Genomic DNA, 22,527 nt, shown 5'->3' with positions numbered 1-22,527 from the left:
CCGCCCCGCTTATCCACAGCCGTTAGAGAACCGCCAACAGGTCGTCGAGCTGTGGACTCTTTCCGGTGAGCACGCGCACCTGATCCTGGCGCTGATGGGCTGTGATCAATTGCGGCGAGACGTACGACCCTGCGAATCCATCCCACGCGCCCGTCAAATCGCAGACCGCACGCGGCGTGGCCTCGACCTGCGTCTCCAGAGTATTTATCAGGAGGTCCACGGTCGCATCGCGCAGGGACGCGAGGCGAACCAGGTCGACGTCGAGATCCATCCGGTGGGCGGCGCCGACCGCCGGGCCGGGCACATCAGCGGCAACAACAATCGAGGAGAAACCGTGTTGAACAGCCGCGGCGATGGCACAGCCAGCGCTCTCCCCCGCACCGACGATCACGGCCGTCGTCGCCGATTCTCCCCGACCTGCGTGCTCGCCAAGCACATCGGTTATCGCCCGTCCCAACGCTCCAGGCAGGGCTGCGAAGCCGACGACGAGCTGCGAAGCACCCGCAGGCTGGAACGCGATCGTGTCGAGGGCCCCCACCCGCGTAGCAATTCCGTCGAGGAAATCGCATCCGGCTCTCAGCGCAGGATCGGCCGTGAGCTCGAGCGCGAAGCCGGACAGATCCGTTAGCTCCTTCAGAAAGCTCGCTGGCTCGCCGGCTGGATGGTGAACGACGTCGTCGCCGTTCACCTCAAACGGGGCCGGATCGAGCCCGACAACTCCGAACGTCAATTGCCTTCGTTCTCCGCTTCCTCCGCGGACTCGGCCTCCGCAGGGTTGGCCGCAACCCAGTCGCGCAGTTCGAGGACGTAGACGTTGTGCTCATCGAGAGTGGTGGAAAACTTCGTCTCGCCCGTTTCTAGGTTGGTGGTCACGAAGTAGAGCCAGTCGCCCTCCGGCGGATTGTACGAAGCCCCGATGACTTCGATGCCCGGATTCGAGATCGGAGCAGGAGGCAGCCCGGCGTGAATGTAAGTGTTGTACGGGTTGTCCGCCGCGAGGTCCTCTTGGGTGGGCACGCCGCCTGTCTTGCCGACGCCGTACAGCACGGTTGAATCCATCTGCAGGCGGCCCACAACCTGGGTGGTGTCCGTCAGTCGATTCTCGATGACGCGCGCGACCTGGCCGTAGTACTCGGGCCAGTTGACCTCGCGCTCCACGATCGAGGCCACGATGATGGTCCGCTCCCAGTCCTCCGGCGGAATGCCGAGGTTAGTGAGCTCGCTCGTACGCTGGCTGACCATTGTCGATAGCGCTTCTTGCGCGGTTGTATCCGGCGCGAAGGAGTACGTGACCGGCGAGAGCCATCCCTCGGGATTGCCTCCCGCTTCCTCGGGCAGGCCGAGCGCCGCGGGATCGGCGAGGACGGCCTCCACCTCGGCGGCGTCATAACCCATGACGTTGACGAGACGCGCGGCCACCTGATCCGTGGTGAAGCCCTCCGGAATCGTAATTCTGACCTCGGCGCGATTCGCCGGATCCAGCAGGCTCGCCACGGCGGCGGAGGCAGACATCTGATTCTTCATCGCGTAGCTACCGGCCTGAATCGAGGATGCCCGGCGATCCGCGTTGAACGCGTCGATGAACGCGGTCTCGGATGCCACCACGTCGTTCGCCACGAGGATCGCCGCGATGTCCGATCCCGTGGACCCTTCCGGAATCGTAATAACGACTTCGCCAGTTCCCTCGCCCGAGTAGTCGTCGGCGCTGGGCGCATCGAGGTCGAGCAACGTTTTCACGTGCGGCCACGCCAAGACGGCCGAAAAGACGAGGAGGAAGACGGCGATAAACAGCACGATCGTGGTGCGCGTGTGGCGCTTGCGCCGACTTTGCGTACGCGCGGAGTTCTTTCGCTTGGGTCTTCTCCTGTTATCAGGGAGTTGATCAAAAAGTTCAGACACTTTATCCCTCCGCGGATGGCCCGACTGGCTGGCCAGGTGCCTGACCGCTCGTTCGTTCGTATTCGAGTGCGTTCTCCAGAATGATCACGGCCGCCACCTGATCCACGACGGCGCGGTGGGCGATTTCCTTTCGCCCCGCCTCGTGCAACTGCCGGTGGGCTTGAACACTCGAGAGTCGTTCATCGAGCATTCTAACCGTAACCGGCTCAATTCTGCGGAATAAACGGCGAGCCCACTTGCGCGCCGCTTTCGCCGATGGGCCTTCGGTTCCGTCCATATTCAGAGGCAACCCCACGATGACCTCGAGAGCCTCAGTTTCGCGCACAAGCTTCGCGACCGAGTCGAGGTCTCCGCGACCCGCCTTCAACGTGGCATACGGAGTGGCGAGAATGCCCGCGGCGTCGCTTCGAGCGACCCCGACACGCACCTTGCCGACGTCTACGCCGATACGTACCCCGGGCCTCATCGCTAGTTGATCTGGCCGACGATCGCCTCGAGTGCTTCCCCGACCTTGCTAGCGTCGGTTCCGCCGCCCTGGGCCATGTCCGGCTTGCCGCCGCCACCGCCGCCGAGGATCTTCGCCGCGATCGACACGAGAGCTCCCGCGCTCACGCCGCGCTCACGCGCCGCCTCATTCGTAGCGACGACGATCGACGGGCGTCCCTTCGCGGTTGCGGTCACCGCGACGACGCTGGGCTCGGCGCCCAAACGTTCGCGCAACTGGGTGGCCATCTGGCGTGCCTCGTTGGCATCGGCGCCCGGGCCGAAATCGTGGGCGATCACCGACACGCCATTGATCTGGCGGCGGTTGTCCACGAGTGAGCCGAGGCTGGAGGTCAGCTTCTCACTGCGGAGGGAGGCGAGCTCCTTCTCTGCGTGCTTGATCTTGGCAAGGAGCGAATCGATCTGTTCGGGGAGCTCCTCCGGGCGCACGCGAAGCTTTCCGGTGAGCTGGTTGACCAGCGCGCGCTCCTTCGCGCCGGCGGCGTATGCACCGCGGCCTACGAGGGCCTCGACGCGGCGGATGCCCGAACCAATCGAAGATTCGCCCAGCAGGGTCACGAGGCCGATCTCGCCGGTCTCCTTGACGTGGGTGCCGGCACACAGCTCGAGGCTCCACGGGCCGCCAATCGACACGACGCGTACCTCGTTGCCGTATTTCTCGCCAAACAGCGCCTGGGCACCGAGCTTCTTCGCGGCATCGAGACTCATGATCTCGTCGGTCACAGCAAGGTTGTCCTGCAGCTTCGAGTTCACCTCCGCCTCGATGTCGTGCATCTGCTCGGCTGGAACCTGTGCGCCGTGGCGGAAATCGAATCGCAGTGCGGACGGCGAATTCTCCGAGCCAGCCTGCGTGGTTTGCTCGCCGAGCGTTTCTCGCAGAACCTGATGGACCATGTGGGTCGAGGTGTGTGCGCGGGCGATCTGCTCTCGGCGGTCGACGTCGATCTGCGAGTGGACTGCGTCGTCGAGTGCGACGCTTCCCTCGGTCAGGCGCGCCCGGTGGACGAAAAGTCCCTTGACGGGCATCTGGACGTCGTCGACCTCAAGCATGCCGCCGCCAGCGACTGAAATGGTGCCGTGGTCGGCCTGCTGGCCACCCTGCTCCGCCCAGAACGGCGTCTGGTCCAAGACGATGTCCACATCGGCCGGAGCCTCGGCGGCGGGCACGGGCTGACCGTCCTTGAGGATGGCGACGACGGTGCCGTCGGCGGAGTAGTCGGTGTAGCCGAGGAACTGGGTGGTGCCACCCGACTTGGCCTCAATCTCGTGGTAGACCGATGCGTCAACGTGGCCGGTCTTCTTTGCCAGCGCGTCGGCGCGGGCGCGATCCTTTTGCTCCTGCATGAGCGCGCGGAAGCCCTCTTCGTCCACCTCGACTCCGGCCTCGTGGGCCATCTCGAGCGTGAGGTCGATGGGGAATCCATACGTATCGTGCAGAGTAAAAGCGGTGTTGCCGGGAAGGCCCTTGCCTGCGTCCTTCGACTTTTGAACAGCGACGTCGAAGATCGCCGTTCCCGATTCGAGCGTGCGGCGGAAGGCGTTCTCCTCCGCGTAGGCGATCTGCGAGATCATCTCGAAGTTCGCCTCGAGCTCCGGGTAGGACTCCTTCATGACGTTCATGGATTCGGGCAGAAGATGCGGGAGTGCGACGTCGTCGTAGCCAAGGAGTCGCACCGAACGCACCGCACGGCGAATGAGGCGGCGCAGCACGTAGCCGCGGCCGTCGTTGCCGGGGCGAACGCCGTCGCTGATAAGCATGAGCGCCGAGCGAACGTGGTCGGCGATGATGCGCATGCGCACGTCATCTTCCTCGTCCTCGCCGTACGTCTTGCCCGTGAGCTTCTCGGTCGCCGCGATGACGGGATAGACCTCGTCGATCTCGTACATGTTGTTCTTGCCCTGGAGCAGGTAGGCGATGCGCTCGAGGCCAGCGCCGGTGTCGATCGAGGTCTGATCGAGCTTGCCGAGCAGCGGGTAGTCTTGGCCCTGGCCTTCGCCACGCAGGAACTCATCGAACACGAGGTTCCAGATCTCGAGGTAGCGATCGCCACCCGGATCCACGTTGCCGCCAACGGCCTCGGGGCCGTATTCGGGGCCGCGATCGTAGTGAATTTCGGCGCACGGGCCGGCCGGGCCCGGGGTGCCCGTTGACCAGAAGTTCTCTTCGCGTGGCAGCTTGACGATGTGGGCGGGATCCACGCCGACGACGTCGACGAGGTGGTTGTAGGCGACGTCGTCCTCTTCCCAGATCGTCACCCACAGGCGATCCTTCTCCAGGCCGTAGCCGCCGTCGTCGACGGAGGTGGTCAACAGGCCGAACGCAAGATCGATCGCGCCTTCCTTGAAGTAATCGCCGAACGAGAAGTTGCCGCACATCTGGAAGAACGTTCCGTGCCGTGTGGTGCGCCCGACGTTGTCGATGTCGTTCGTACGGATGCACTTTTGCACAGATGCCGCGCGCGGGAAGGGCGCCTCTTCGGTTCCCACAATGTAAGGAATGAACGGAACCATTCCGGCGATCGTGAACAGAATCGACGGATCTGGCGAGACGAGCGGAACGGAATCGACAATTTCGTGATCATTCTTGCGGAAATAATCGAGCCAACGCTTGCGAATCTCTGAGGTACGCATAGTGCTCCTGTGGTTGTTTCTGAGGCGTAGGCCCCAAGTCTATGACTAGTTAGACGTATCGAAAAAATCTGATTGATCGCCGGGCGCCTGCTGCGGCTTGTCCTGACCGAAGGCACCCCGAAGGCGAGATGCGCCCTTGCGGGCTGCGAGGAATGGCGCGCCCACGGTTGACGTCACGAGGGTGGTCATCGCCGAAATATCCTCGGATGTACGGGTTGCCGCTTCCGTGATCGCGTCGAGCTTCTTCACCTGGAAGTTCGCCTCGGCAACCGTCTGCGCTGCCTCGTCAATCGCCGGAAGTGTGTGCTCGGTGAGTTCGCGCAGCGATTCAGTCAACCGATCCAACACGCCCGAGAGCTTTCGCAGCGGCTTGATCGAAAAGTACACGAGAACGAGGAAGCCAAGTGCTGCCAGAAGGCCAGCAATCTGCCCAAGAGTAATATCTGCCATGTGGTAAGCCTACCCGGATATGACAACGCGCCACGGCTGGGCCGCGGCGCGTTGTTGTGAATAAGTCTTAGCGCGAGTAGTGCTCGACGACGAGCTGGACTTCGCAGGTGACCGGAACTTCCGCACGCTTGGGGCGGCGGACGAGCTCGGTACGCAGCTTCGTCAGATCAACGTTGAGGTACTCGGGAACGGCCGGCAGGACGTCGGCGTGCTGACCCTGAGCTGCCACCATGAACTGCGGCGAGGTCTGCGAGCGCGGCTTGACCTGAACGATCTGGCCCGGCTTCACGCGGTAGGACGGACGATCGACGATCTTGCCATCCACCATGACGTGACGGTGGACGACGACCTGACGAGCCTGCGCGATCGTACGAGCAAAGCCCGAACGAAGAACGAGGGCGTCCAGACGCATTTCCAGCAGTTCGATGAGGTTCTCACCGGCCATGCCTTCCATCTTGCGGGCCTCGTCCCAGGTCTTACGAAGCTGAGCCTCGCGAATGCCGTACTGGGCACGCAGGCGCTGCTTTTCCTTCAGACGAATCGAGTAATCGGATTCCTTGACGCGGCCACGGCCATGCTCACCGGGACGGTACGGGCGGCGCTGCATGAGGCGCTCCGCCTTTGGGGTCAGAGGAATACCAAGGGCGCGCGATTCGCGCACCGACTTACGAGAACGGTTTCCGGCCATGTATAAACTCTCCTGTCGACTCATGGCACGCACGGTGTGTGCGCGGGATCAACACAAACGGCTAAGATCCCAGGGGTTTACTCCAAATGGAGTGAGCTACTTCGGCGAAGCAACCGCTCTAGGTTAGCACTACTCCCCTTTAAGAATCGCCCTCACGCGTGCCATTCTTGACGTGATATTGGCCTCGTAGCCCCGATCAAGTGGCTCGTAGTAGACAGTGCCCTCCAGCTCATCGGGCAGATACTGCTGCGCGACCACGCCCGAGTCATAGTCGAAGGGATACTTGTAGTCCGGGTTCTTGCCCGTCTGCTCCGCCGCGATCTTCGACGCCTTGACGGACGTGTCACGCAAGTGCACGGGCACGGCGCCGATCTGCCCGGATCTGACGTCCGCAATCGCCTTGTTGATCGCGAGGTAGGCGCGGTTCGACTTCGGCGCGGTTGCAAGGTGGACGACGGCCTGCGCAAGGATGATGCGCGCTTCGGGCATACCCACGAGCGCCACCGACTGGGCGGCCGCCGTCGCCGTCTGCAACGCCGAAGGATCAGCCATACCGATATCCTCCGCGGCCGAGATCATGAGCCGGCGCGCCACAAAGCGCGGATCCTCGCCCGCCTCCAACATGCGGGCCAGATAGTGCATTGCCGCATCCACGTCGGAGCCACGAATCGACTTAATGAACGCCGAGATCACGTCATAGTGCTGGTCGCCGTCCCGGTCGTATCGCACCGCGTAGACGTCAACCGCCGCTTCGACGTCGTTGATCGTGAGCGTGTCCGACGTGACCGCAGCCTCCAAGATGGTCAGCGACCTGCGCCCGTCGTTTCCGGCGAGGCGGACGATTTCGGCCAGGGCGTCGTCGTCGGTGCTCACCGTGCCGCCGTACCCGCGCTCGTCTTCGAGGGCGCGGCGAAGCAGCTCGGCGATGTCCTCATCCGAGAGCGGGTGAAGCGTGAGCAGGAGCGAGCGCGAAAGCAGTGGCGAGATCACCGAAAATGACGGGTTCTCCGTGGTGGCGGCGATGAGGATGACCCAGCCGTTTTCGACGGCGGGCAGCAGCGCGTCTTGTTGAGTTTTCGAGAAGCGGTGGACTTCGTCGATAAAGAGCACGGTCTCTGTGCCGTAGGTGACGAGGTGGCCCTTGGCGTCCTCAATGACCGCGCGCAGTTCCTTCACACCCGCCGAGACCGCCGAGAGCTCGACGAAGCGGCGATTGCCGTGCCGCGCCACGAGGTACGCGAGGGTGGTTTTCCCGATACCGGGTGGCCCCCACAAGAACACCGACGACGGCGCCCCGGCCTTATCCGGCTCGATCAGCCTACGCAGTGGCTGCCCTGGGCCAAGGAGGTGTTGCTGACCCACGACCTCGTCAATCGTTTGCGGCCTCATGCGCACGGCAAGCGGGGCCTGTGCATCCACAGGCGTGCCATGTTCATTGACGAGCGCAGAATCGAAAAGGTCCATGTGTTCAGTCTAACCCCGCCCACCGACACCTCCACATGCACCCGATGTTTACTGGCACTGACCGAGATCGCCGAGTCATCCGTTGCCATGTTGTCGGTGCTCACTCTCACTTTCTGGGCCGGACCAAAAGGTGCTGAGGCATAATTGATGTATCTCAGGTGAAAGGTAAGCGAATGTTTGATCGCTTGGGCCACGCAATTGCGCGCCGGCCAAAGTTCTTCGTACTCGGATGGGTTCTCTTCCTCGTGCTCGGCGGCATGTCTGCCCTGTGGGGCTTCGGGCAGGGCAACCTTTTCCAGCGGATGGAATCGTCAGAATCGATGGTGCCCGGTTCGGAATCGGACGCCGTCATGGACAAGACGTCCGAGGAATCGTCGGTCGAGTCTGCCGTCATTGTGGTGACGGGCGTGCAGGCCAGCGACGTCGAGTCCCAGCTCGAGACCCTGCGCACGGAGCTCGAAGGTATCGACGGGGTTGAGCAAGTTGCCGATCCCGTCGTCATCGACGCCGAATTCACCCAGGCGACGAACGAAGCGGTGGAGGACGCCGTCGCTCAAGCACTCACCGACAACGAAGCCACCATTGAAGAGGCCGCCGACGGCGCCGTCGCCCAGGCCGAACCCCAGATCCAAGAAGCAATCGCTGGCGCCGTTGCTCAGGCCGAGCCGGAAATTCAGGCCGCCATCGAGGGCGCGGTCGCACAGGCGCATGCGGAAAACCCGGGGGTCCCCGCCGAGATTCTCATGCAGCAGGTCGAACCCGAGGTTCGGGCGCAGGCTACCGCGGACATCGAAGAGCAGGCTCGCGAAGCCGCCACCGCCGAGATTCGCGAACAGGCCCGTGACGCGGCGAGCACCGAAATTGAAACGCAGGTGCGCGAAGCTGCCGAGGACGAGGCGGCATCGACGCCTAACCCGGCCGACGACTTCCGATCGGAGGACGGCTTCGTCATTGCCGTCAACGTCCAAGGCCAAGACACGGAGGCAACCGAACCGATCCTCGCCGCCGCGGACGTGTTTGAGGCCGAGATCCAGAACGTCAACTCCGACGCTCAGGCCAACGTGAACTCGGGCGCGATCCTCGAGAACCTGATCCTTGACATGGTCAAGGTCGATCTCATCCGCGGCGAGGCTATCGGCCTGCCCATCGCACTGCTCCTGCTTGTCATCGTGTTCGGAGGTCTGCTCGCCGCGGGCCTTCCGATGATCGGCGCGCTGACCTCGATCGCGATCGGCATGGGTCTGCTGTGGGCGCTCACGTACGCCACGAACGTCGACACGTTCGTCCTCAACATCATTTCCGTGATCGGCCTCGCGCTATCCATCGACTACGGTCTGCTCATCGTCTCGCGTTACCGCGAAGAGGTTGCAGCCGCACTCGAGGCGCGCGAACTGGAATCGAACGGCGCGACTGTGCCCGACGACGTCGACGCGCTCGTCGACGACGCCGTGACGACCACCGTCGCCACCGCCGGCCGCACTGTGTCGTTCTCGGCGCTGACCATCGCATTCTCCATCGCCGGCCTCGCCATCATGGAAGCACCGATGCTCAAGATGATCGCAATCGGCGGCGTGATCGTGACGGTCTTCGCCGTCGCCACCGCCGTGACGATGGTTCCCGCGCTCATCAAGCTGCTCGGCGAGCGTCTGGTCAGCCCGTCCTGGCTCTCGCAGCGCAAGGGCTTTGGAAAGCTCGTTGAAAAGGTCGGCGATTCGGCCTCCGACGAGGGCTTCTTTTCGAAGCTCGCCAAGTGGGTGCACGATCGCCCGATTCCCATCCTGCTCGCCGTGACGGCGATCCTGCTGGTTATGGCCTCCCCCATCCGCGACCTCCAGATGCGCTCGAATTTCATCGAGTACGTCCCCGAGACCTCGGACGCGGCCGTTGCCTACGACGGGATGCAGGACTACAGCGCCTTCGCCACGCCATCTGGCACGATCGTGGCCGATGCGCTGCCCGAGGACACCGGTGAGTTCGTGGAGTTCATCGAAAGCGTCGACGGCGTTGAGTGGGTGTCTGAGCCCGTTGAGATCAATGGCGACGAAACCCAGATCGACTTCTACGTCCCTGCCGATGACCAGGTTGGCTCCGAGGTGACGGGCGTTGTGCAGGATATCCGCGACCACGATCCGGGCTTCGAGACCAAGGTGGGCGGTTCGGCCGCCCTACAGATGGACTTCAACCAGTCCGTCGTTGAGGGAGCACCGCTCGCGGCCGTCGTCGTGGTTCTTGCAGTACTGATCCTGCTGTTCCTCATGACGGGTTCGGTGATCGCTCCGCTCAAGGCGCTCGTCATCAACACGCTCTCGCTCCTTGCCGGCATGGGTGCGACTGTGTTCGTGTTCGAGAACGGGCTCTTCGGCATGCCGCAGACGAACGGGCTCGAGACCTTCGTCGTCGCTGCCGCGATCGCCTTCGGCTTTGGCCTCGCCATGGACTACGAGGTGTTCCTGCTCGCGCGCATCAAGGAATATTGGGACAACGGCGAGGATAACGACACGGCCGTTGAGAAGGGTCTGCAGCGCTCTGGTCGAATCATCACATCCGCCGCAGCGATCATTATTGCCGTGTTCATCGGCTTCGTTTTCGGCGACATGCTCGCGATCAAGCAGATCGGTGTGGCGCTTGCGCTCATCGTGATCGTCGATGCGACGCTCGTGCGCATGCTGCTGGTTCCGGCGACGATGACCCTGCTCGGCAAGTGGAACTGGTGGGCGCCTAAGCCGCTGAAGCGGGTCTACGAGAAGTTCAAGATCGTCCACTGACGCCGGGCGGCCACCTCACACCCGCAAACGGTGCAGGTTTCTACCAAACCGGGCAGGAACTTCCTGCACCATTTAGAGAGAACTTGCCCCAGTTGCGAAGTAAGACCCGCGCGAGGAGCGGCTAGAACGCCGTGATCTTCTCGAGGCGGTCCGGGGTGAAGCAGTACGTCGACCCATCGGTCCACTGGCACTTGGCGCCCTCAATCACGCGATCGCCGGTCGCCACGTCGAACGTTGCGGCGACCTCGCCGTCGGGGCCGTGCCCGAACACCGAGACGTACGGGTAGTCGACCACCCACAGGCCCTGGCTCTCTGGAGAGATCGGGTCGAATCCGAGCTTCTCCCCCGTGGACAGCTCAAAACCTTCGATGTTGGCGAAGGCGGGCGCAACGGAATCGCTGAAGATCCGCTCGAATCCGACTACCTCGCCGTCCGAGAACACGAACGCGTGGCTCGTCCCTAAGCCCGCAACCTCGTTGACGATCTCGCTCATGTCCGCCTGCGTCCACTCGGGATTGACCGACATGTGCAGCGACGTCTCGACCGTGATTTCCTCGGTCTCAGTTCCGTGGAGGTCGAAGATCGTCACGGTGGTCGGGTCCACCGACGTCAGCTGAACCGCCCCGCCGTCGATGATGACGTGCCCATCGGCAAGCGGCTGGCCAAGCTGCGCAATCGCAGGAGGATTGAGCCACGCCGAGTTGTGCCGGAGCACTCCCGCGTCCACGAGCTCTTGGATCTGCGCTGGGTAGCTGCCGTCCTCGCCGAGCTCGATGCGCGTACCTTCTGGCAGATTGGCGTAGCGGCCGTCGTATACCGCAACGGTCTCACCCGACGCGATGTCGTCGATCGACGCATCGGGATCGGCCTTGATGAGCTCCACGCGGTCCTCGTAGGCCTGCGCCACATAAACCCCGGCCGGGCCGCTATATTCCACAGCCAACCCGACGTGTTCAGCACTGTTGCCCTCGCGATCGAGGGCAACAGTCGTGTGAAGACCCGTCGCACACAGCACGTTCGATCCCGCAGGCAAGCACTGCGAGACCTCCTCCCCCAGCGTCACCGTCCACGCGAGTTCGTTTGAGGCCGCGTTGAAACCATAGACGGTATTGGACACAGGTACGACGACGGCGCCGTTCGCCTCGGCGATCGACAGCACGTTCGTCGTCGTGTATGAATCGCCGAGCTCGAGCGGAACGATCCACTCCGCCTCAGGGCCAGATGAGCATCCCGCAAGAGCCATCGTGGCCGCGGCCGCGAGCAGAGCGAATTTCTTCACGCCATGTCCTGGAGATTCTCGAAGGGTTCTTCGCGCCCGATGATCATTCCGCCGTCGTGGTGAATACCAAGCCTGCGATATAGGCGCATCGCGCCCTCGTTCCACGACCACACACCGAACTGAACGTGGCTGACGTGTTCGAGCGAGAGGTTGACGGCGCCGACCATCGTGGCGCCACCGTAGCCGTGACCGCGGTAATCCGGAATGGTGCCAAGGCCCTCGAAGCTCATGCCCTCTTCCTGGGTGGAGCCCATGACCGTGGCAATCTTGCCATCGTCGGCGCGCAGGATGAACCAGTCGAGCCTGTCGAAATGCTCGATCGCGCTCGTGATCGGATTCGATGCGAGAAGGGCCTCGCGAACCTCGTCCTCAACGGCCTTCAGTTCCTCGGATCCCGAGCGCAACAGCTCGACGCGATCGGAATTGTCAACGGCAGGCAGGGGCTCTTCCGTCCAGAAGAAGTCCCACGCGTTACCCCAGTTCGGACCGAAGTGGTTGCGCAGGTCTGCGTCCAGCGCGCCGTAGATCTCGCGATTCATCATCGTTCGGGCCGGAACGATGCCCTGCCCGAGGAGGTTTTGCAACGCGGGCACGCCGCGGGAAGGCTCGCCGTACATGACGAGGGTCTCACCACGCTCGCTGTCGACGAGCACGAGTCCGAGATCCGGATCATTGACGGCCTCGATCGGCGATCGGTCGAGGCGATACTTCCACGCGGATAACCGCCAATATGGTGATTGCGCGCCGAGCACTTATGCGCCCTCCGATTCAGCCTGTGCCTTCTCCGCCATTGCGGTGTCGGCATTCTCATCAGCCTGTTCGCCCTTCTTGGCTTCCTTGGGCTTGGCGTCCACGCCCGCTTCCTTACGCTGTTCGGGCGTGATGGGAGCCGGCGCGTTCGTCAGCGGATCCCAGCCGTTACCGATCTTCGGGAACGCGATGACGTCGCGAATCGACTTGGCCTTGACCAGGAGCGAGACGATGCGATCCCAGCCGAAGGCGATACCGCCATGCGGAGGTGCGCCGTACTTGAACGCCTCGAGCAGGAAGCCGAACTGCTTTTGCGCGGTCTCCTCGTCAATACCCATGATGTTGAAGACGCGCTGCTGGACGTCGCCGCGGTGGATACGAATGGAACCGCCGCCGATCTCGTTGCCGTTGCAGACGATGTCGTAGGCCGATGCGAGCGCGTTGCCTGGATCCTGATCGAAGGAGTCGACCCACTCGGGCTTGGGCGAGGTGAAGGCGTGGTGGACGGCCGTCCACTTTCCGCCGCCAACAGCGACGTCGCCCTCTTCCTCAGCTTCGGAGGTGGGCTTGAACAGAGGTGCGTCGACGATCCACACGAACGACCACGCGTCCTCGTCGATCAGATCGCAACGCTTGCCAATCTCAAGGCGCGCCGCGCCGAGCAGATCGCGCGAGGGCGCGGGCTTGCCGGCGGCGAAGAAGATCGCGTCTCCCGGGTTCGCGCCGGTGATCTCCGCGAGGCCGTCGCGCTCGGTGTCGGAAATGTTCTTGGACACGGGGCCGCCCATGGTGCCGTCCTCGGCAACTGTCACGTATGCCAGACCCTTGGCTCCGCGGGCCTTCGCCCACTCCTGCCACTTGTCGAAGGCTCGGCGTGGCTGCGAGGCACCACCGGGCATGACGACGGCGCCCACGTATTCGTTTTGGAACACCCTGAACGGGGTGTCCTTGAAGTAGTCAGTCAGATCCACAAGCTCTTGGCCAAAGCGCAGGTCGGGCTTGTCCGAGCCGAACCGCTCCATGGCCTCCTTGTATGGCATGTGCGGGATGGGGGTCTTAATCTCGTAGCCGATGAGCTTCCAGATCTCCTTGAGCACGTCCTCGGCAACAGCGATGACGTCCTTCTGCTCGACGAAGGACATTTCCACATCGAGCTGGGTGAACTCGGGCTGACGGTCTGCGCGGAAATCCTCATCGCGGTAGCACCGAGCAATCTGGTAGTACCGCTCCAGGCCGCCCACCATTAGCAGTTGCTTGAACAGCTGCGGCGATTGCGGCAGTGCGTACCACGAGCCGGGCGCCAGACGCGCCGGCACGATGAAATCACGAGCGCCCTCGGGCGTAGACCGGGTCAGAGTCGGAGTTTCAATCTCAACGAACTCGTGGCCATCGAGCACGCGGCGCGCAGCCTGGTTGACCTTGGCGCGCAGGCGCAGGGCGTTCTGCTGGAATGAGCGGCGAAGATCCAGGTAGCGGTACTTCAGGCGCACCTCTTCGTTCACGGAGCCTGAATCCTCGGCGTGGTCCGAGACCTGGAACGGCAGCGCCGCGGCCGAGTTCAGGACCTCAACCTCGGTGGCTTCCACCTCGATGTCGCCGGTGGGAATTGAGGCGTTCGCGTTGCCCTCGGGGCGCGCATTGACGGTTCCGGTGACTTTGATGACGAACTCGCTGCGGAGCTCGTGCGCCACCTCCTCGCGGATCGTGACCTGTGCGATTCCAGATGCGTCACGCAGATCGATGAAGGCGATACCTCCATGATCACGACGACGATCAACCCAGCCCGTCAACGTGACTGTCGAACCGATATCTTCCTTACGCAGGGAACCTGCCATGCGGGTGCGAAGCACTCTTACCTCTTTCTTCATCGTGACACCCGCGAGACGAGCGGGCGATGCCAACCGCGAGACGGGCGGCAGGCACGCAATTCACTCTACGTGTCACCCGCACAAAGATCACACTGCGCCATAGTTGCGTTTCCAACACTGTGTGGCAAGATTCTTGCGTGAGAGAACGTCGTCAAAAGAAGCAGCGCATCAGCAGGAGCCTCGAACAGTGGCTGACCATTCTCGCAGTGGCCCTCATCAGTCTGGTGGCGTTCGAAACGCTCGCTGTGGCCACAGCTATGCCGTTCGTCGTCGAATTCCTTGATGGCCAGCACCTGTATGCGCTCGCCGCTGGAGTGGCTCTGGCCACCCAGCTCATGACCACCGCACTTGCCGGACCGTGGACGGACGCCAAGGGCCCCAAGCCCTCTCTCTACACCGGACTCGGCCTGTTTGTGCTCGGACTGACGGTCGCGACGTTCGCGCCAAACATCGAGGTCATCGTGCTCGGCCGCGCCATTCAGGGCCTGGGCGGCGGTCTCATGATCGTCCCTCTTTACGTCTTCGTCGGCAATTACGTCGCACCAGAACGCCAGCCAAAGATCTTTGCTTGGTTCTCCGCCGCGTGGGTGGTCCCTTCCCTCATTGGACCGTTCGTGGCGGGCTTCTTCGTCGAGCACCTCAACTGGCGCCTCGTCTTTGGCATCGTGCCACTGCTCATTTTGCTCATCCTGCCGATGCTCATCGTCCAGTTCCGGAAGTTCCCAGATCTTCACCCGCCTCTGCCGTTCGGCCGCCACCGCCGCGTGGTCTTCTTTGGCGCGACGACGGGCGTGGCCGTGGCCGGCATTCAGGTTCTCTCGGGCATGCGCGGGGACAGCTTTGGTTGGCCGGTCGTCGCCGTCGTCGTCGCGCTCTCAGCTCTCGCATTCATCTTGGTTCGCCCGCTCCTTCCCGCCGGCACGCTGAGCTCCCGTCCCGGGCTTCCGGCGACGGTCCTTCTGCGCGGCATCGTCAACGGCGCGTTCATCGCCACCGAGATCTTCTTGCCGCTCATGCTCAAGGAAGTCCACGGCTGGTCCCCCACCCAGGCGGGCCTCATCATGACCACCGGCTCGATCACGTGGGCCGTGGGATCGTGGATTCAGGGCAAGGTGGAATCCCCCTCCGGGCGCACGCTCCTGCCGATCGTCGGCACCGCCGGTCAGCTCATTGGAACTGCGCTGACGATTCCCGCCGCGTTTCCCACCGTGCCCGGCGTCGTCGCCATCGCCGGCTGGCTCATCGCCGGCCTTGGTATTGGCATCGTCTACCCAGCACTGACCGTTCATGGGCTCGGCATCACCCCACCGGAGCGCCATGGCATGACCTCCTCGGCGCTCTCCCTCGCGGATACGATGGGCGGCGCCCTCCTCGTGGCGTGGGCGGGCATCCTGTTTGCCGCAGCATTCGCGCTTGACCACGTGGCCTTCGTCATCGTGATCGCGGCCATGAGCCTCGTGCTTGCCGCTGGCCTGTTGGTGACGAAGCGGGTGCTTGAAGTCACGCCAGAACACCTGCCCACCAGCGATTCCACACAGTAGACTTCCAGAGGCGCGCAAGGCGCCGGGCCCATGCCGTTTGTGTTGTGATGTGTTAAGCGGCGCACGGGCGCCATTCACTATCGCGGCCGAGAGCCGCCACACCACTTAGGTATTATGACTACTTTTTCTGGGCTCAGTCTGCCCGAAAACATTTTGTCCGCCATCTCAGCGATGGGCTACGAAACTCCAACACCCATTCAGGCAGAGGCCATTCCGCCGCTACTTGAGGGGCGCGACGTCGTGGGCGTCGCCCAAACTGGCACGGGAAAGACCGCCGCGTTCGCCCTGCCAATGATTACGCACGTGGATCCGGACCTCCAGCAGGTTCAGGCGCTCGTGCTCGCTCCGACCCGCGAACTTGCCGTTCAGGGCGCCGATGCGATTGACGAATTCGCGTCCCAGACCACGGGTCTGCGCGTTGTGGCCGTCTACGGCGGCTCGCCCTATGGCCCGCAGATTGGCAAGATTCGCGACGGCGCTCAGGTCGTCGTCGGAACCCCCGGCCGAATCATGGATCTCATAGACCGCGGGGCGCTCAAGCTCGGCGGCGTGCGTTACTTCGTTCTCGATGAGGCCGACGAGATGCTTCGTATGGGCTTTGCCGAGGACGTGGAGAAGATCGCCTCGGACCTTCCGAGCGAGCGCATCACCGCACTGTTTTCCGCCACGATGCCCAAGCAGATTCGCAACGTCGCGCGCAATCACATGACGGATCCGGTGGAGGTTACCGTGACACCTCCGGCATCGACGATCGGCACGATTACGCAGACGTTCGCCGTCGTCCCCTCGCGTCACAAGATCGGCGCGCTTGCCCGCGTTTTGGCGACGACGGCGGCCGACGCCGCGCTCGTGTTCGTGCGCACGCGCGCCACGGCCGAGGACCTGGCGATCGAACTGACCACGCGTGGCGTGCATGCCGCGACGCTCTCTGGCGACGTCCAGCAGCGTGATCGCGAAAAGCTCGTGGAGCGCCTGCGCTCTGGCACGCTCGACGTGCTCGTGGCCACCGACGTGGCCGCCCGCGGCCTCGACGTGGAACGCATCGGCCTCGTGGTCAACTACGATGTGCCGCGCGAAGCTGAGACCTACGTTCACCGCATTGGCCGTACCGGCCGCGCCGGACGCGAAGGAACATCGCTGACCTTCGTGACTCCGAAGGAGCGCTCGCGCCTACGCCGCATCGAGCAGATTACCGGCGCACACCTGAGCCAAGTGGAGCTCCCGACTCCCGCCGAGGTCTCCGGGCTGCGTGCTCGCAAACTCGTTGAGCAGGCGAAGGTTCGTTACGAGGCTGGCCGACTGTCCGTCTATCGCGAGGTCATCGACGAGTTCCGCACCGAGCAGCTCCAGGGCGAGAAGGGCATGTCTCCCGAAGACCTCATTGCCGCGCTCCTCGCGTTGGGCGTGCGCGATCCGGGTCCGCAGGCCGACGACGAGCCTGAACGCCTGACCGTGTCCTTCGAGGACCGGGGCGAGCGCCGCGGCAAGGGTGATCGCCGCGCGAAGAACAAGCCGCGCACCTTCGAGGGCGATGGCACGATGTACCGCGTTGAGGTGGGCCGCCGCGACGGCGTCTCCCCCGGCGCCATCGTCGGCGCACTGACCGGCGAGGGCGGGCTGACCGGCTCGCAGCTCGGCCGCATCGATATCTACCCGACCTTCTCGCTGGTCGAGATCGATCGAGAGATCGACGCCGGCACCCAGAAGAAGATCTCGAACGCTCGAGTCTCCGGCCGCAATCTCAACATTTCGCGTGACACGGGCCCGCGCCAATCCGACGACCGCGCCCACCGCAAGTACCGCGCGGACCGCAAGTTTGGCGACGAGCAGCGCTCTGGCCGCCGCTTTGGTGAGGGTCGCGGCGATCGCAGGTCTGGACGCCGTGGGAAGCCCGGCCGAAAGCCGCGCAACTTCCGCTAACGATCTATCACCTAACACAGCGGGCGGGCCATGCCCATGCATCGGCCCGCCCGTTCGTTGTGCTCGGCGATCTGGTCGGACTAGGACGCGGCGCGTGCCAGCGATCCGAGCAGGTCGAAGAACCTCGCATAGGTGGCGCGTTCCTCCTCTAGCGGAGTAAGGAGTTCCGCCCTCGCCTCATCGCCGATCGCCGTAGCGAGGCGCCGCCGCACCCTCTCGCGCGTCCGGTTCGCGCCGGCTCCTGCCAAAGCTCGCCCGATGGCCGCCAGTAGCCAGCCAAGTAACAGGCCGCCAACCAGCATGATCGTGGGCGCGGGGAAAATGCCCCACGCGGGAGGCTCGCCGAGCTGGAGCTTGAGCGTGTCAGCGAAGATGAGGAGCAGCAGCCACACGCCACCCACGATCGCCACGATGAGGGCGAGCCACTGCAAAAGATTGAACACGAACCACCACGCCGGCCGGCGCTTGGCTTCAACATCGACGCCGGTCACCACGCGGTCAATCCCGGTCAAGAAGCGTTCGGCCCGCTCGCCCATCTCGCTCTGCACATCTCGCGCCCACTCGCGCGGCATGTGCGCCGTCGATTCGTCGACGTAGTCTCGCACCCTGCCCTGCGCAGCAGTCGCCAGCGCGGGCGACACGTACTCACTCGTACCCGTCACCTGCGCTCGATCCCCGTCTAGGCGCAATCGCTTGAGCGGATCAATCTTGCGCTGCGCGAGCCAACGCGTGACCGGCCAGCCGCTCGCCGCCCGAGCCCGCTTCGTGTACGAGCCGGCGGCGGCATCAGCGACGACGTCGGCGCCCCCGGCCTTCGCCAGCGCGGCTGCCACGGGGGTGAAGTCCGGATCCGTCGCTTGGCCAGGCTTTTTGCCTCCGCGAGTGTGAATGCCGCCAACCATGTTGCGACCAGCGGTGCGAATATCGGCCGCCAGACGCTCATCGGCTGCGGACTTGTCTTCGACGATTCGGTCCAGGCGCTCCCACAGTTTCACGAGCCCGCGGCCAGTGACCGCCGACGTCGGGATGACATCGACCTCGAGGCCGTCCTCGCGCATGAGCCTCTCGGCGTCGCTCACAACGTTCGTCAGGGTCTCATCGTCCAAGCGGTCCGCCTGATTGAGCACCACGATCGTCGTGGCCGCGTGTTCGGCCAGATTCGATAGATAGTCCTCGTGCACCACGGCGTCGGCGTACTTTTGCGGATCAAGAACCCACACGACGACGTCCACGAGCGAGGTCAGCTTCTTCGCCGTCTCCCGGTGCACAAACTCCGTGGAATCGATATCGGGCAAGTCAATGAGCACCATCCCGCCCGCGGCGGTGAGGTCAGCCTCGTGGCGTTCGTGGATCTCAAGCCAGTCGAGCACGTCGGCCGCCTGGGTATTCGTCACGGCGAGCGCCTCCGACGTCGTCGGTCTAATCGCGCTCGTTCGCGCAATCTGCCGGCCCACCAACGCGTTGAGCAACGACGATTTGCCGGCGCCTGTCGATCCCGCAAGGGCCACGATCGTCACATCGGCGCCGAGCGATCGGCGCTCGACCGCCTTGTCCAAAATTGCGGTGGATTCGCCGAGGAGGTCTGGCATGCGCTTCGCGCCGATGTCCAGCGCGGCGTGCAGATCGCCAATGGCTTCGGTCAGACTCACAGTGACCTCCCATCTACATGTCTGGCATCGATCAGGTCGCTCAGCGCGTTCGCGTATTCGCCGCGCAATTCGTGGTTCACGCCCAAGCCATCAAGCGCTGTGAGCCACGCGTTCTTATCCTCAGCGAGGAACTGCGCGACGCGCTCTTGAAGGCCATCGCGTGCCTGCGCGGCCATCCGGCGCACGGCGTCGTCGCCGAAGACGGCTTCGAGCACGCGCTGTGCTACGACGGCCGTTCCGCCCGCAACCGCGACCTCGCCGCCCACGAGCCCGCCGGTTGAGGCGAACACAACGATGATGAGCGCCGTGCCCACGGCATTGACGCTGAACGCCAGAGCTCGGGCCGTCATCCGCTTGCCCTCGCCCTCGGCGCGGATCATCGAGATGAGATCGGTCTGCCACTCTCGCACAAGGCGCGCGGCTTCCTCGCTGCGCTCCTGGGTGGATCTGAGGTTCTCTCGCGCGCTGGCCACGAGGTCGGAGGCGATGCCGTGGCTCCACGCGTCTTTGACGCGCGCATTCGCCTGGTCCGCCTCTCCCATGATGAGCGTGTGCAGGTTGTCCTCGATGGCAACCTCGACCGGCGCGGTATCCACGGTGGCGCGGAAGAATCCGGAAATCTTGTCACGGATCGTGGAGACGCCCTGTTCGAGCTTTCGCGCCCACTCCCCTGTTCCGACGACGTCCTGCCAGCGAGCGAGCACCTCGCCGCGCAGCATCGTTCCGTCGGAGACGTCCCGCGCAACGTTGTCCAGCGCCTGTTCGAAGGCCGAGTAGATGTCCCAGCGCAGCGAATCGACGCCAGCGATCTGTTCGTCGTAGCTGGTCAGCATGTATTCGCCGTTGCTGACGAGTGCGTTGACGGTTCCGCTGAGCGTTTGCCGCGCCACCGAGGCTCGCACGGCAGCGTCCGCCGCCAGGCCCTCGAGCCAGCCCCGAATCGGCGCCACGTCGTCGGCCGCTACCCGCCCCTCGGCGTCGAGCTGCTGCTCGGACAGCATGAACAGCGGCGCGTGTTCGAGCCCGCGTTCGGCGAGCAGGCGATCGAGATCGGCCCGCACCTCGGCGCCGGTTCCCGCCGGCACCCGGTTGAGGATAATAGCGACGACGACGTTGCGCTCAGCCGCGTCATCGAGCATCGCCCACGGAATCGCGTCTCCGTAGCGGGCGGCGGTAGTGACGAATACCCACAGGTCGGCGGCTGCCAGGAACTGAGCGGCGAGCTGACGGTTCTCCACCACCACGGAATCGATGTCGGGTGAATCTAGCAGGGCGATGCCGCGTGGAACGAGGTCGGTTCCGCGAACCTCGAGCTCGTCTCCGGCTTGTCCGGTCGATCCAAGATCGCTTGGGCCGTGCGAGGTGACTCGCGCGAGGTTCGGGAAGATGCGCTGGTCGGTAAACCAGCCCTCGTCGGCGGGGTTGTAAAGAAGTAGCGGCCGGCGCGTCGTCGGCCTGATGGCAGAGGCAAGCGCCACGACCTCACCCACGATGGAGTTAATCAGCGTGGATTTACCGGCACCCGTCGATCCGCCGAAGACTGCCAACAGCGGGGCCTCGAGCGAGTCGTATCGCGGGATCACGTAGTCATCGAGCTGATTGAGGACGTCCTGATACGTCAGTGCCGCGTCCCCAGCACCGCTCACCTCAAGTGGGAAGCGAAGATTGGCCAGCGCTTGGCGAAAAGGCCGAAGCACTTGGCCAACTCGCGAGGTGGGCGTGCTCAGTTCCTCACTCATGGGCATCCCTTGAATGGTTTGGCTCGACGGGGGCGCGCAGCTCGGGCGTCAGATCCTCAGCCGGTGGCATCCACGCGCTCGGATCGGCCGCAACCTGGTCGCCAGAGCGGATGTCCTTGACCTGCTCCCCCTCGTCCATCGAGAACCAGACGTAGGGGATGCCGCGGCGGTCCGCGTATCGAATCTGCTTGCCAAACTTTGCCGAGTTCGGCGACACCTCTGCGCTAATGCCACGGCGCCGCAGGCTCTGAGCGGTCTTTTCCGCGTGGCGGCGTTCTCCCTCGTCGTTGACCGTCACGAGCACGGTGGTTGGAACCTTGCGCGACGGCGTGACGAGGTCCTGACCAATAACGCGCGCGAGAATGCGCGAGACGCCAATCGAAAGTCCGACGCCGGGGTACGTCTTACGACCATCTGAGACGAGCGAATCGTAACGCCCGCCCGAACACACCGAGCCCAGATCCTCGTGACCTTCGAGCGTGGATTCGTAGACCGAACCCGTGTAGTAGTCGAGACCGCGAGCAATTCGAAGATCGGCGCTCAGCGATCCAGGGATGAGCTCGTTGGCGCCCTCCACGAGAGCCACGAGCTCCTCAAGACCCTGGTCAAGCAGCTCCGAGCGGTGGCCGAGGGCGAGGACGCGATCGGCCACGCCGGCGTCGTCGCCTGAAATCTCCGCAAGCTCGAGCGCGAGGCGGGCCTGATCGTCACTGGCTCCCACGCCGTCGGACAGCATCTCGATGATGGCCTTAGGGCCGACCTTGTCGAGTTTGTCCATGATTCGCAGCGTTTCATCGACGTCCTCGATGCCGATTGCCTCGTAGAAACCTTGGGCGACCTTGCGGTTGGACGCCTGGATCGTCACTCGTGGGATGGGCAGCTTCGACAGGGCATCAACCATGACGAGCGGAAGTTCGATTTCGTGGTGGAATGCGAGCGTGTCCTGCCCGACGACGTCGACGTCCGCCTGCAAGAACTCGCGGAAGCGGCCATCTTGCGGGCGCTCACCGCGCCAGACCTTTTGAATCTGGTAGCGGCGGAACGGGAAGTCGAGGTGCCCGGAGTTTTCCAGCACGTAGCGCGCAAGCGGGACTGTCAGGTCGAAGTGGAGCCCGAGCTCGGAATCGGCGCCCGCCTCGTCTTGAAGGCGGCGCAGCAAGTAGATCTCTTTGGACGTCTCGCCCTTGGACAGGAGGCGCTCAACCGGTTCCACTGCGCGCGTTTCGATTCCGGAGAATCCGTTGAGCTCGAATGTCTCGCGAAGGAGATCAATCATGCGCTGTTCGACGATGCGTCCAGCAGGGAGCCATTCGGGAAATCCGGAGATAGGTGCAATTTTTGCCATGGGCCTATTGTTCCACCTCTGGCGGTAATCCGCCG

Annotated in this window: 16 protein-coding genes; 3 read left to right on the top strand and 13 right to left on the bottom strand. The window is 63.8% G+C overall.

Annotated features, from left to right (window positions below):
- Positions 1-22: 22 nt before the first annotated feature.
- The 7 genes from ACHFFR_RS00985 to ACHFFR_RS00955 form a co-directional block, all read right to left on the bottom strand.
- Positions 23-730, bottom strand: coding sequence for a hypothetical protein (locus ACHFFR_RS00985; protein ID WP_394262401.1), 708 nt, complete (start codon positions 728-730; stop codon positions 23-25).
- The gene (gene mltG / locus ACHFFR_RS00980) at positions 727-1,899 is read right to left on the bottom strand and encodes an endolytic transglycosylase MltG (protein ID WP_394262400.1); all 1,173 of its coding nucleotides are present in this window, start codon (positions 1,897-1,899) and stop codon (positions 727-729) included. The genes ACHFFR_RS00985 and mltG overlap by 4 nt, the downstream gene beginning before the upstream one ends.
- A 1-nt stretch (position 1,900) precedes the next feature.
- Entirely contained in the window at positions 1,901-2,365 is a 465-nt protein-coding gene (gene ruvX, locus ACHFFR_RS00975; protein WP_394262399.1) for a Holliday junction resolvase RuvX, read from the bottom strand.
- Positions 2,366-2,367: 2 nt separating this feature from the next.
- Positions 2,368-5,034 (bottom strand): alanine--tRNA ligase, encoded by a 2,667-nt coding sequence (alaS, locus tag ACHFFR_RS00970; RefSeq protein ID WP_394262398.1) that lies wholly within the window; start codon positions 5,032-5,034, stop codon positions 2,368-2,370.
- 45 nt (positions 5,035-5,079) lie between these two features.
- Positions 5,080-5,484: a DUF948 domain-containing protein gene (locus tag ACHFFR_RS00965; protein WP_394262397.1), complete on the bottom strand. Its 405-nt coding sequence runs from the start codon at positions 5,482-5,484 to the stop codon at positions 5,080-5,082.
- Positions 5,485-5,551: 67 nt separating this feature from the next.
- Positions 5,552-6,172, bottom strand: a complete 621-nt coding sequence (gene rpsD / locus ACHFFR_RS00960) for a 30S ribosomal protein S4 (protein ID WP_394262396.1) — start codon at positions 6,170-6,172, stop codon at positions 5,552-5,554.
- Positions 6,173-6,301: 129 nt separating this feature from the next.
- On the bottom strand, positions 6,302-7,636 hold the full coding sequence (locus ACHFFR_RS00955; protein WP_394262395.1) for a replication-associated recombination protein A: 1,335 nt from the start codon (positions 7,634-7,636) through the stop codon (positions 6,302-6,304).
- A gap of 173 nt (positions 7,637-7,809) precedes the next feature.
- On the opposite strand from ACHFFR_RS00955, the gene ACHFFR_RS00950 reads away from it, so the two are divergent.
- Positions 7,810-10,401 (top strand): MMPL family transporter, encoded by a 2,592-nt coding sequence (locus ACHFFR_RS00950; RefSeq protein ID WP_394262394.1) that lies wholly within the window; start codon positions 7,810-7,812, stop codon positions 10,399-10,401.
- A gap of 121 nt (positions 10,402-10,522) precedes the next feature.
- Here ACHFFR_RS00950 and ACHFFR_RS00945 read toward each other — a convergent pair whose 3' ends face one another.
- From ACHFFR_RS00945 to aspS, 3 genes are read right to left on the bottom strand one after another with little or no spacing between them, the layout of a single operon-like run.
- Entirely contained in the window at positions 10,523-11,680 is a 1,158-nt protein-coding gene (locus tag ACHFFR_RS00945; RefSeq protein ID WP_394262393.1) for a hypothetical protein, read from the bottom strand.
- Positions 11,677-12,432: a GNAT family N-acetyltransferase gene (locus ACHFFR_RS00940; RefSeq protein WP_394262392.1), complete on the bottom strand. Its 756-nt coding sequence runs from the start codon at positions 12,430-12,432 to the stop codon at positions 11,677-11,679. Before ACHFFR_RS00940 ends, ACHFFR_RS00945 begins: the two co-directional genes overlap by 4 nt.
- The gene (gene aspS / locus ACHFFR_RS00935; protein WP_394262391.1) at positions 12,433-14,280 is read right to left on the bottom strand and encodes an aspartate--tRNA ligase; all 1,848 of its coding nucleotides are present in this window, start codon (positions 14,278-14,280) and stop codon (positions 12,433-12,435) included.
- 155 nt (positions 14,281-14,435) lie between these two features.
- On the opposite strand from aspS, the gene ACHFFR_RS00930 reads away from it, so the two are divergent.
- Together ACHFFR_RS00930 and ACHFFR_RS00925 are read left to right on the top strand one after the other, a co-directional pair.
- A complete protein-coding gene (locus ACHFFR_RS00930; protein ID WP_394262390.1) occupies positions 14,436-15,839 on the top strand; it encodes an MFS transporter in 1,404 nt (467 codons plus the stop codon).
- A 114-nt stretch (positions 15,840-15,953) separates the two neighbouring features.
- Positions 15,954-17,759, top strand: a complete 1,806-nt coding sequence (locus ACHFFR_RS00925) for a DEAD/DEAH box helicase (RefSeq protein ID WP_394262389.1) — start codon at positions 15,954-15,956, stop codon at positions 17,757-17,759.
- Between the two features lie 80 nt (positions 17,760-17,839).
- Here ACHFFR_RS00925 and ACHFFR_RS00920 read toward each other — a convergent pair whose 3' ends face one another.
- Genes ACHFFR_RS00920 through hisS form a run of 3 tightly spaced genes read right to left on the bottom strand, consistent with a single transcriptional unit; the run spans position 17,840 to position 22,492 of the window.
- Entirely contained in the window at positions 17,840-19,408 is a 1,569-nt protein-coding gene (locus ACHFFR_RS00920) for a dynamin family protein (protein ID WP_394262388.1), read from the bottom strand.
- On the bottom strand, positions 19,405-21,147 hold the full coding sequence (locus tag ACHFFR_RS00915) for a dynamin family protein (RefSeq protein ID WP_394262387.1): 1,743 nt from the start codon (positions 21,145-21,147) through the stop codon (positions 19,405-19,407). The genes ACHFFR_RS00920 and ACHFFR_RS00915 overlap by 4 nt, the downstream gene beginning before the upstream one ends.
- A complete protein-coding gene (hisS, locus tag ACHFFR_RS00910) occupies positions 21,140-22,492 on the bottom strand; it encodes a histidine--tRNA ligase (RefSeq protein ID WP_394262386.1) in 1,353 nt (450 codons plus the stop codon). The genes ACHFFR_RS00915 and hisS overlap by 8 nt, the downstream gene beginning before the upstream one ends.
- Between the last annotated feature and the right edge of the window lie 35 nt (positions 22,493-22,527).

Source organism: Trueperella sp. (genome assembly GCF_043424875.1).
In the GTDB taxonomy this organism is placed as follows: domain Bacteria; phylum Actinomycetota; class Actinomycetes; order Actinomycetales; family Actinomycetaceae; genus Trueperella.
Note: the sequence above shows the minus strand (reverse complement) of the source record. Positions and strands in the feature narration are given on the sequence as shown.

Coding starts and splice junctions, on each gene's coding strand:
- ruvX (WP_394262399.1), bottom strand. CDS start 2,365: ATGAGGCCCGGGGTACGTATCGGCGTAGACGTCGGCAAGGTGCGTGTC.
- alaS (WP_394262398.1), bottom strand. CDS start 5,034: ATGCGTACCTCAGAGATTCGCAAGCGTTGGCTCGATTATTTCCGCAAG.
- ACHFFR_RS00965 (WP_394262397.1), bottom strand. CDS start 5,484: ATGGCAGATATTACTCTTGGGCAGATTGCTGGCCTTCTGGCAGCACTT.
- rpsD (WP_394262396.1), bottom strand. CDS start 6,172: ATGGCCGGAAACCGTTCTCGTAAGTCGGTGCGCGAATCGCGCGCCCTT.
- ACHFFR_RS00955 (WP_394262395.1), bottom strand. CDS start 7,636: ATGGACCTTTTCGATTCTGCGCTCGTCAATGAACATGGCACGCCTGTG.
- ACHFFR_RS00950 (WP_394262394.1), top strand. CDS start 7,810: ATGTTTGATCGCTTGGGCCACGCAATTGCGCGCCGGCCAAAGTTCTTC.
- ACHFFR_RS00925 (WP_394262389.1), top strand. CDS start 15,954: ATGACTACTTTTTCTGGGCTCAGTCTGCCCGAAAACATTTTGTCCGCC.
- ACHFFR_RS00915 (WP_394262387.1), bottom strand. CDS start 21,147: ATGAGTGAGGAACTGAGCACGCCCACCTCGCGAGTTGGCCAAGTGCTT.
- hisS (WP_394262386.1), bottom strand. CDS start 22,492: ATGGCAAAAATTGCACCTATCTCCGGATTTCCCGAATGGCTCCCTGCT.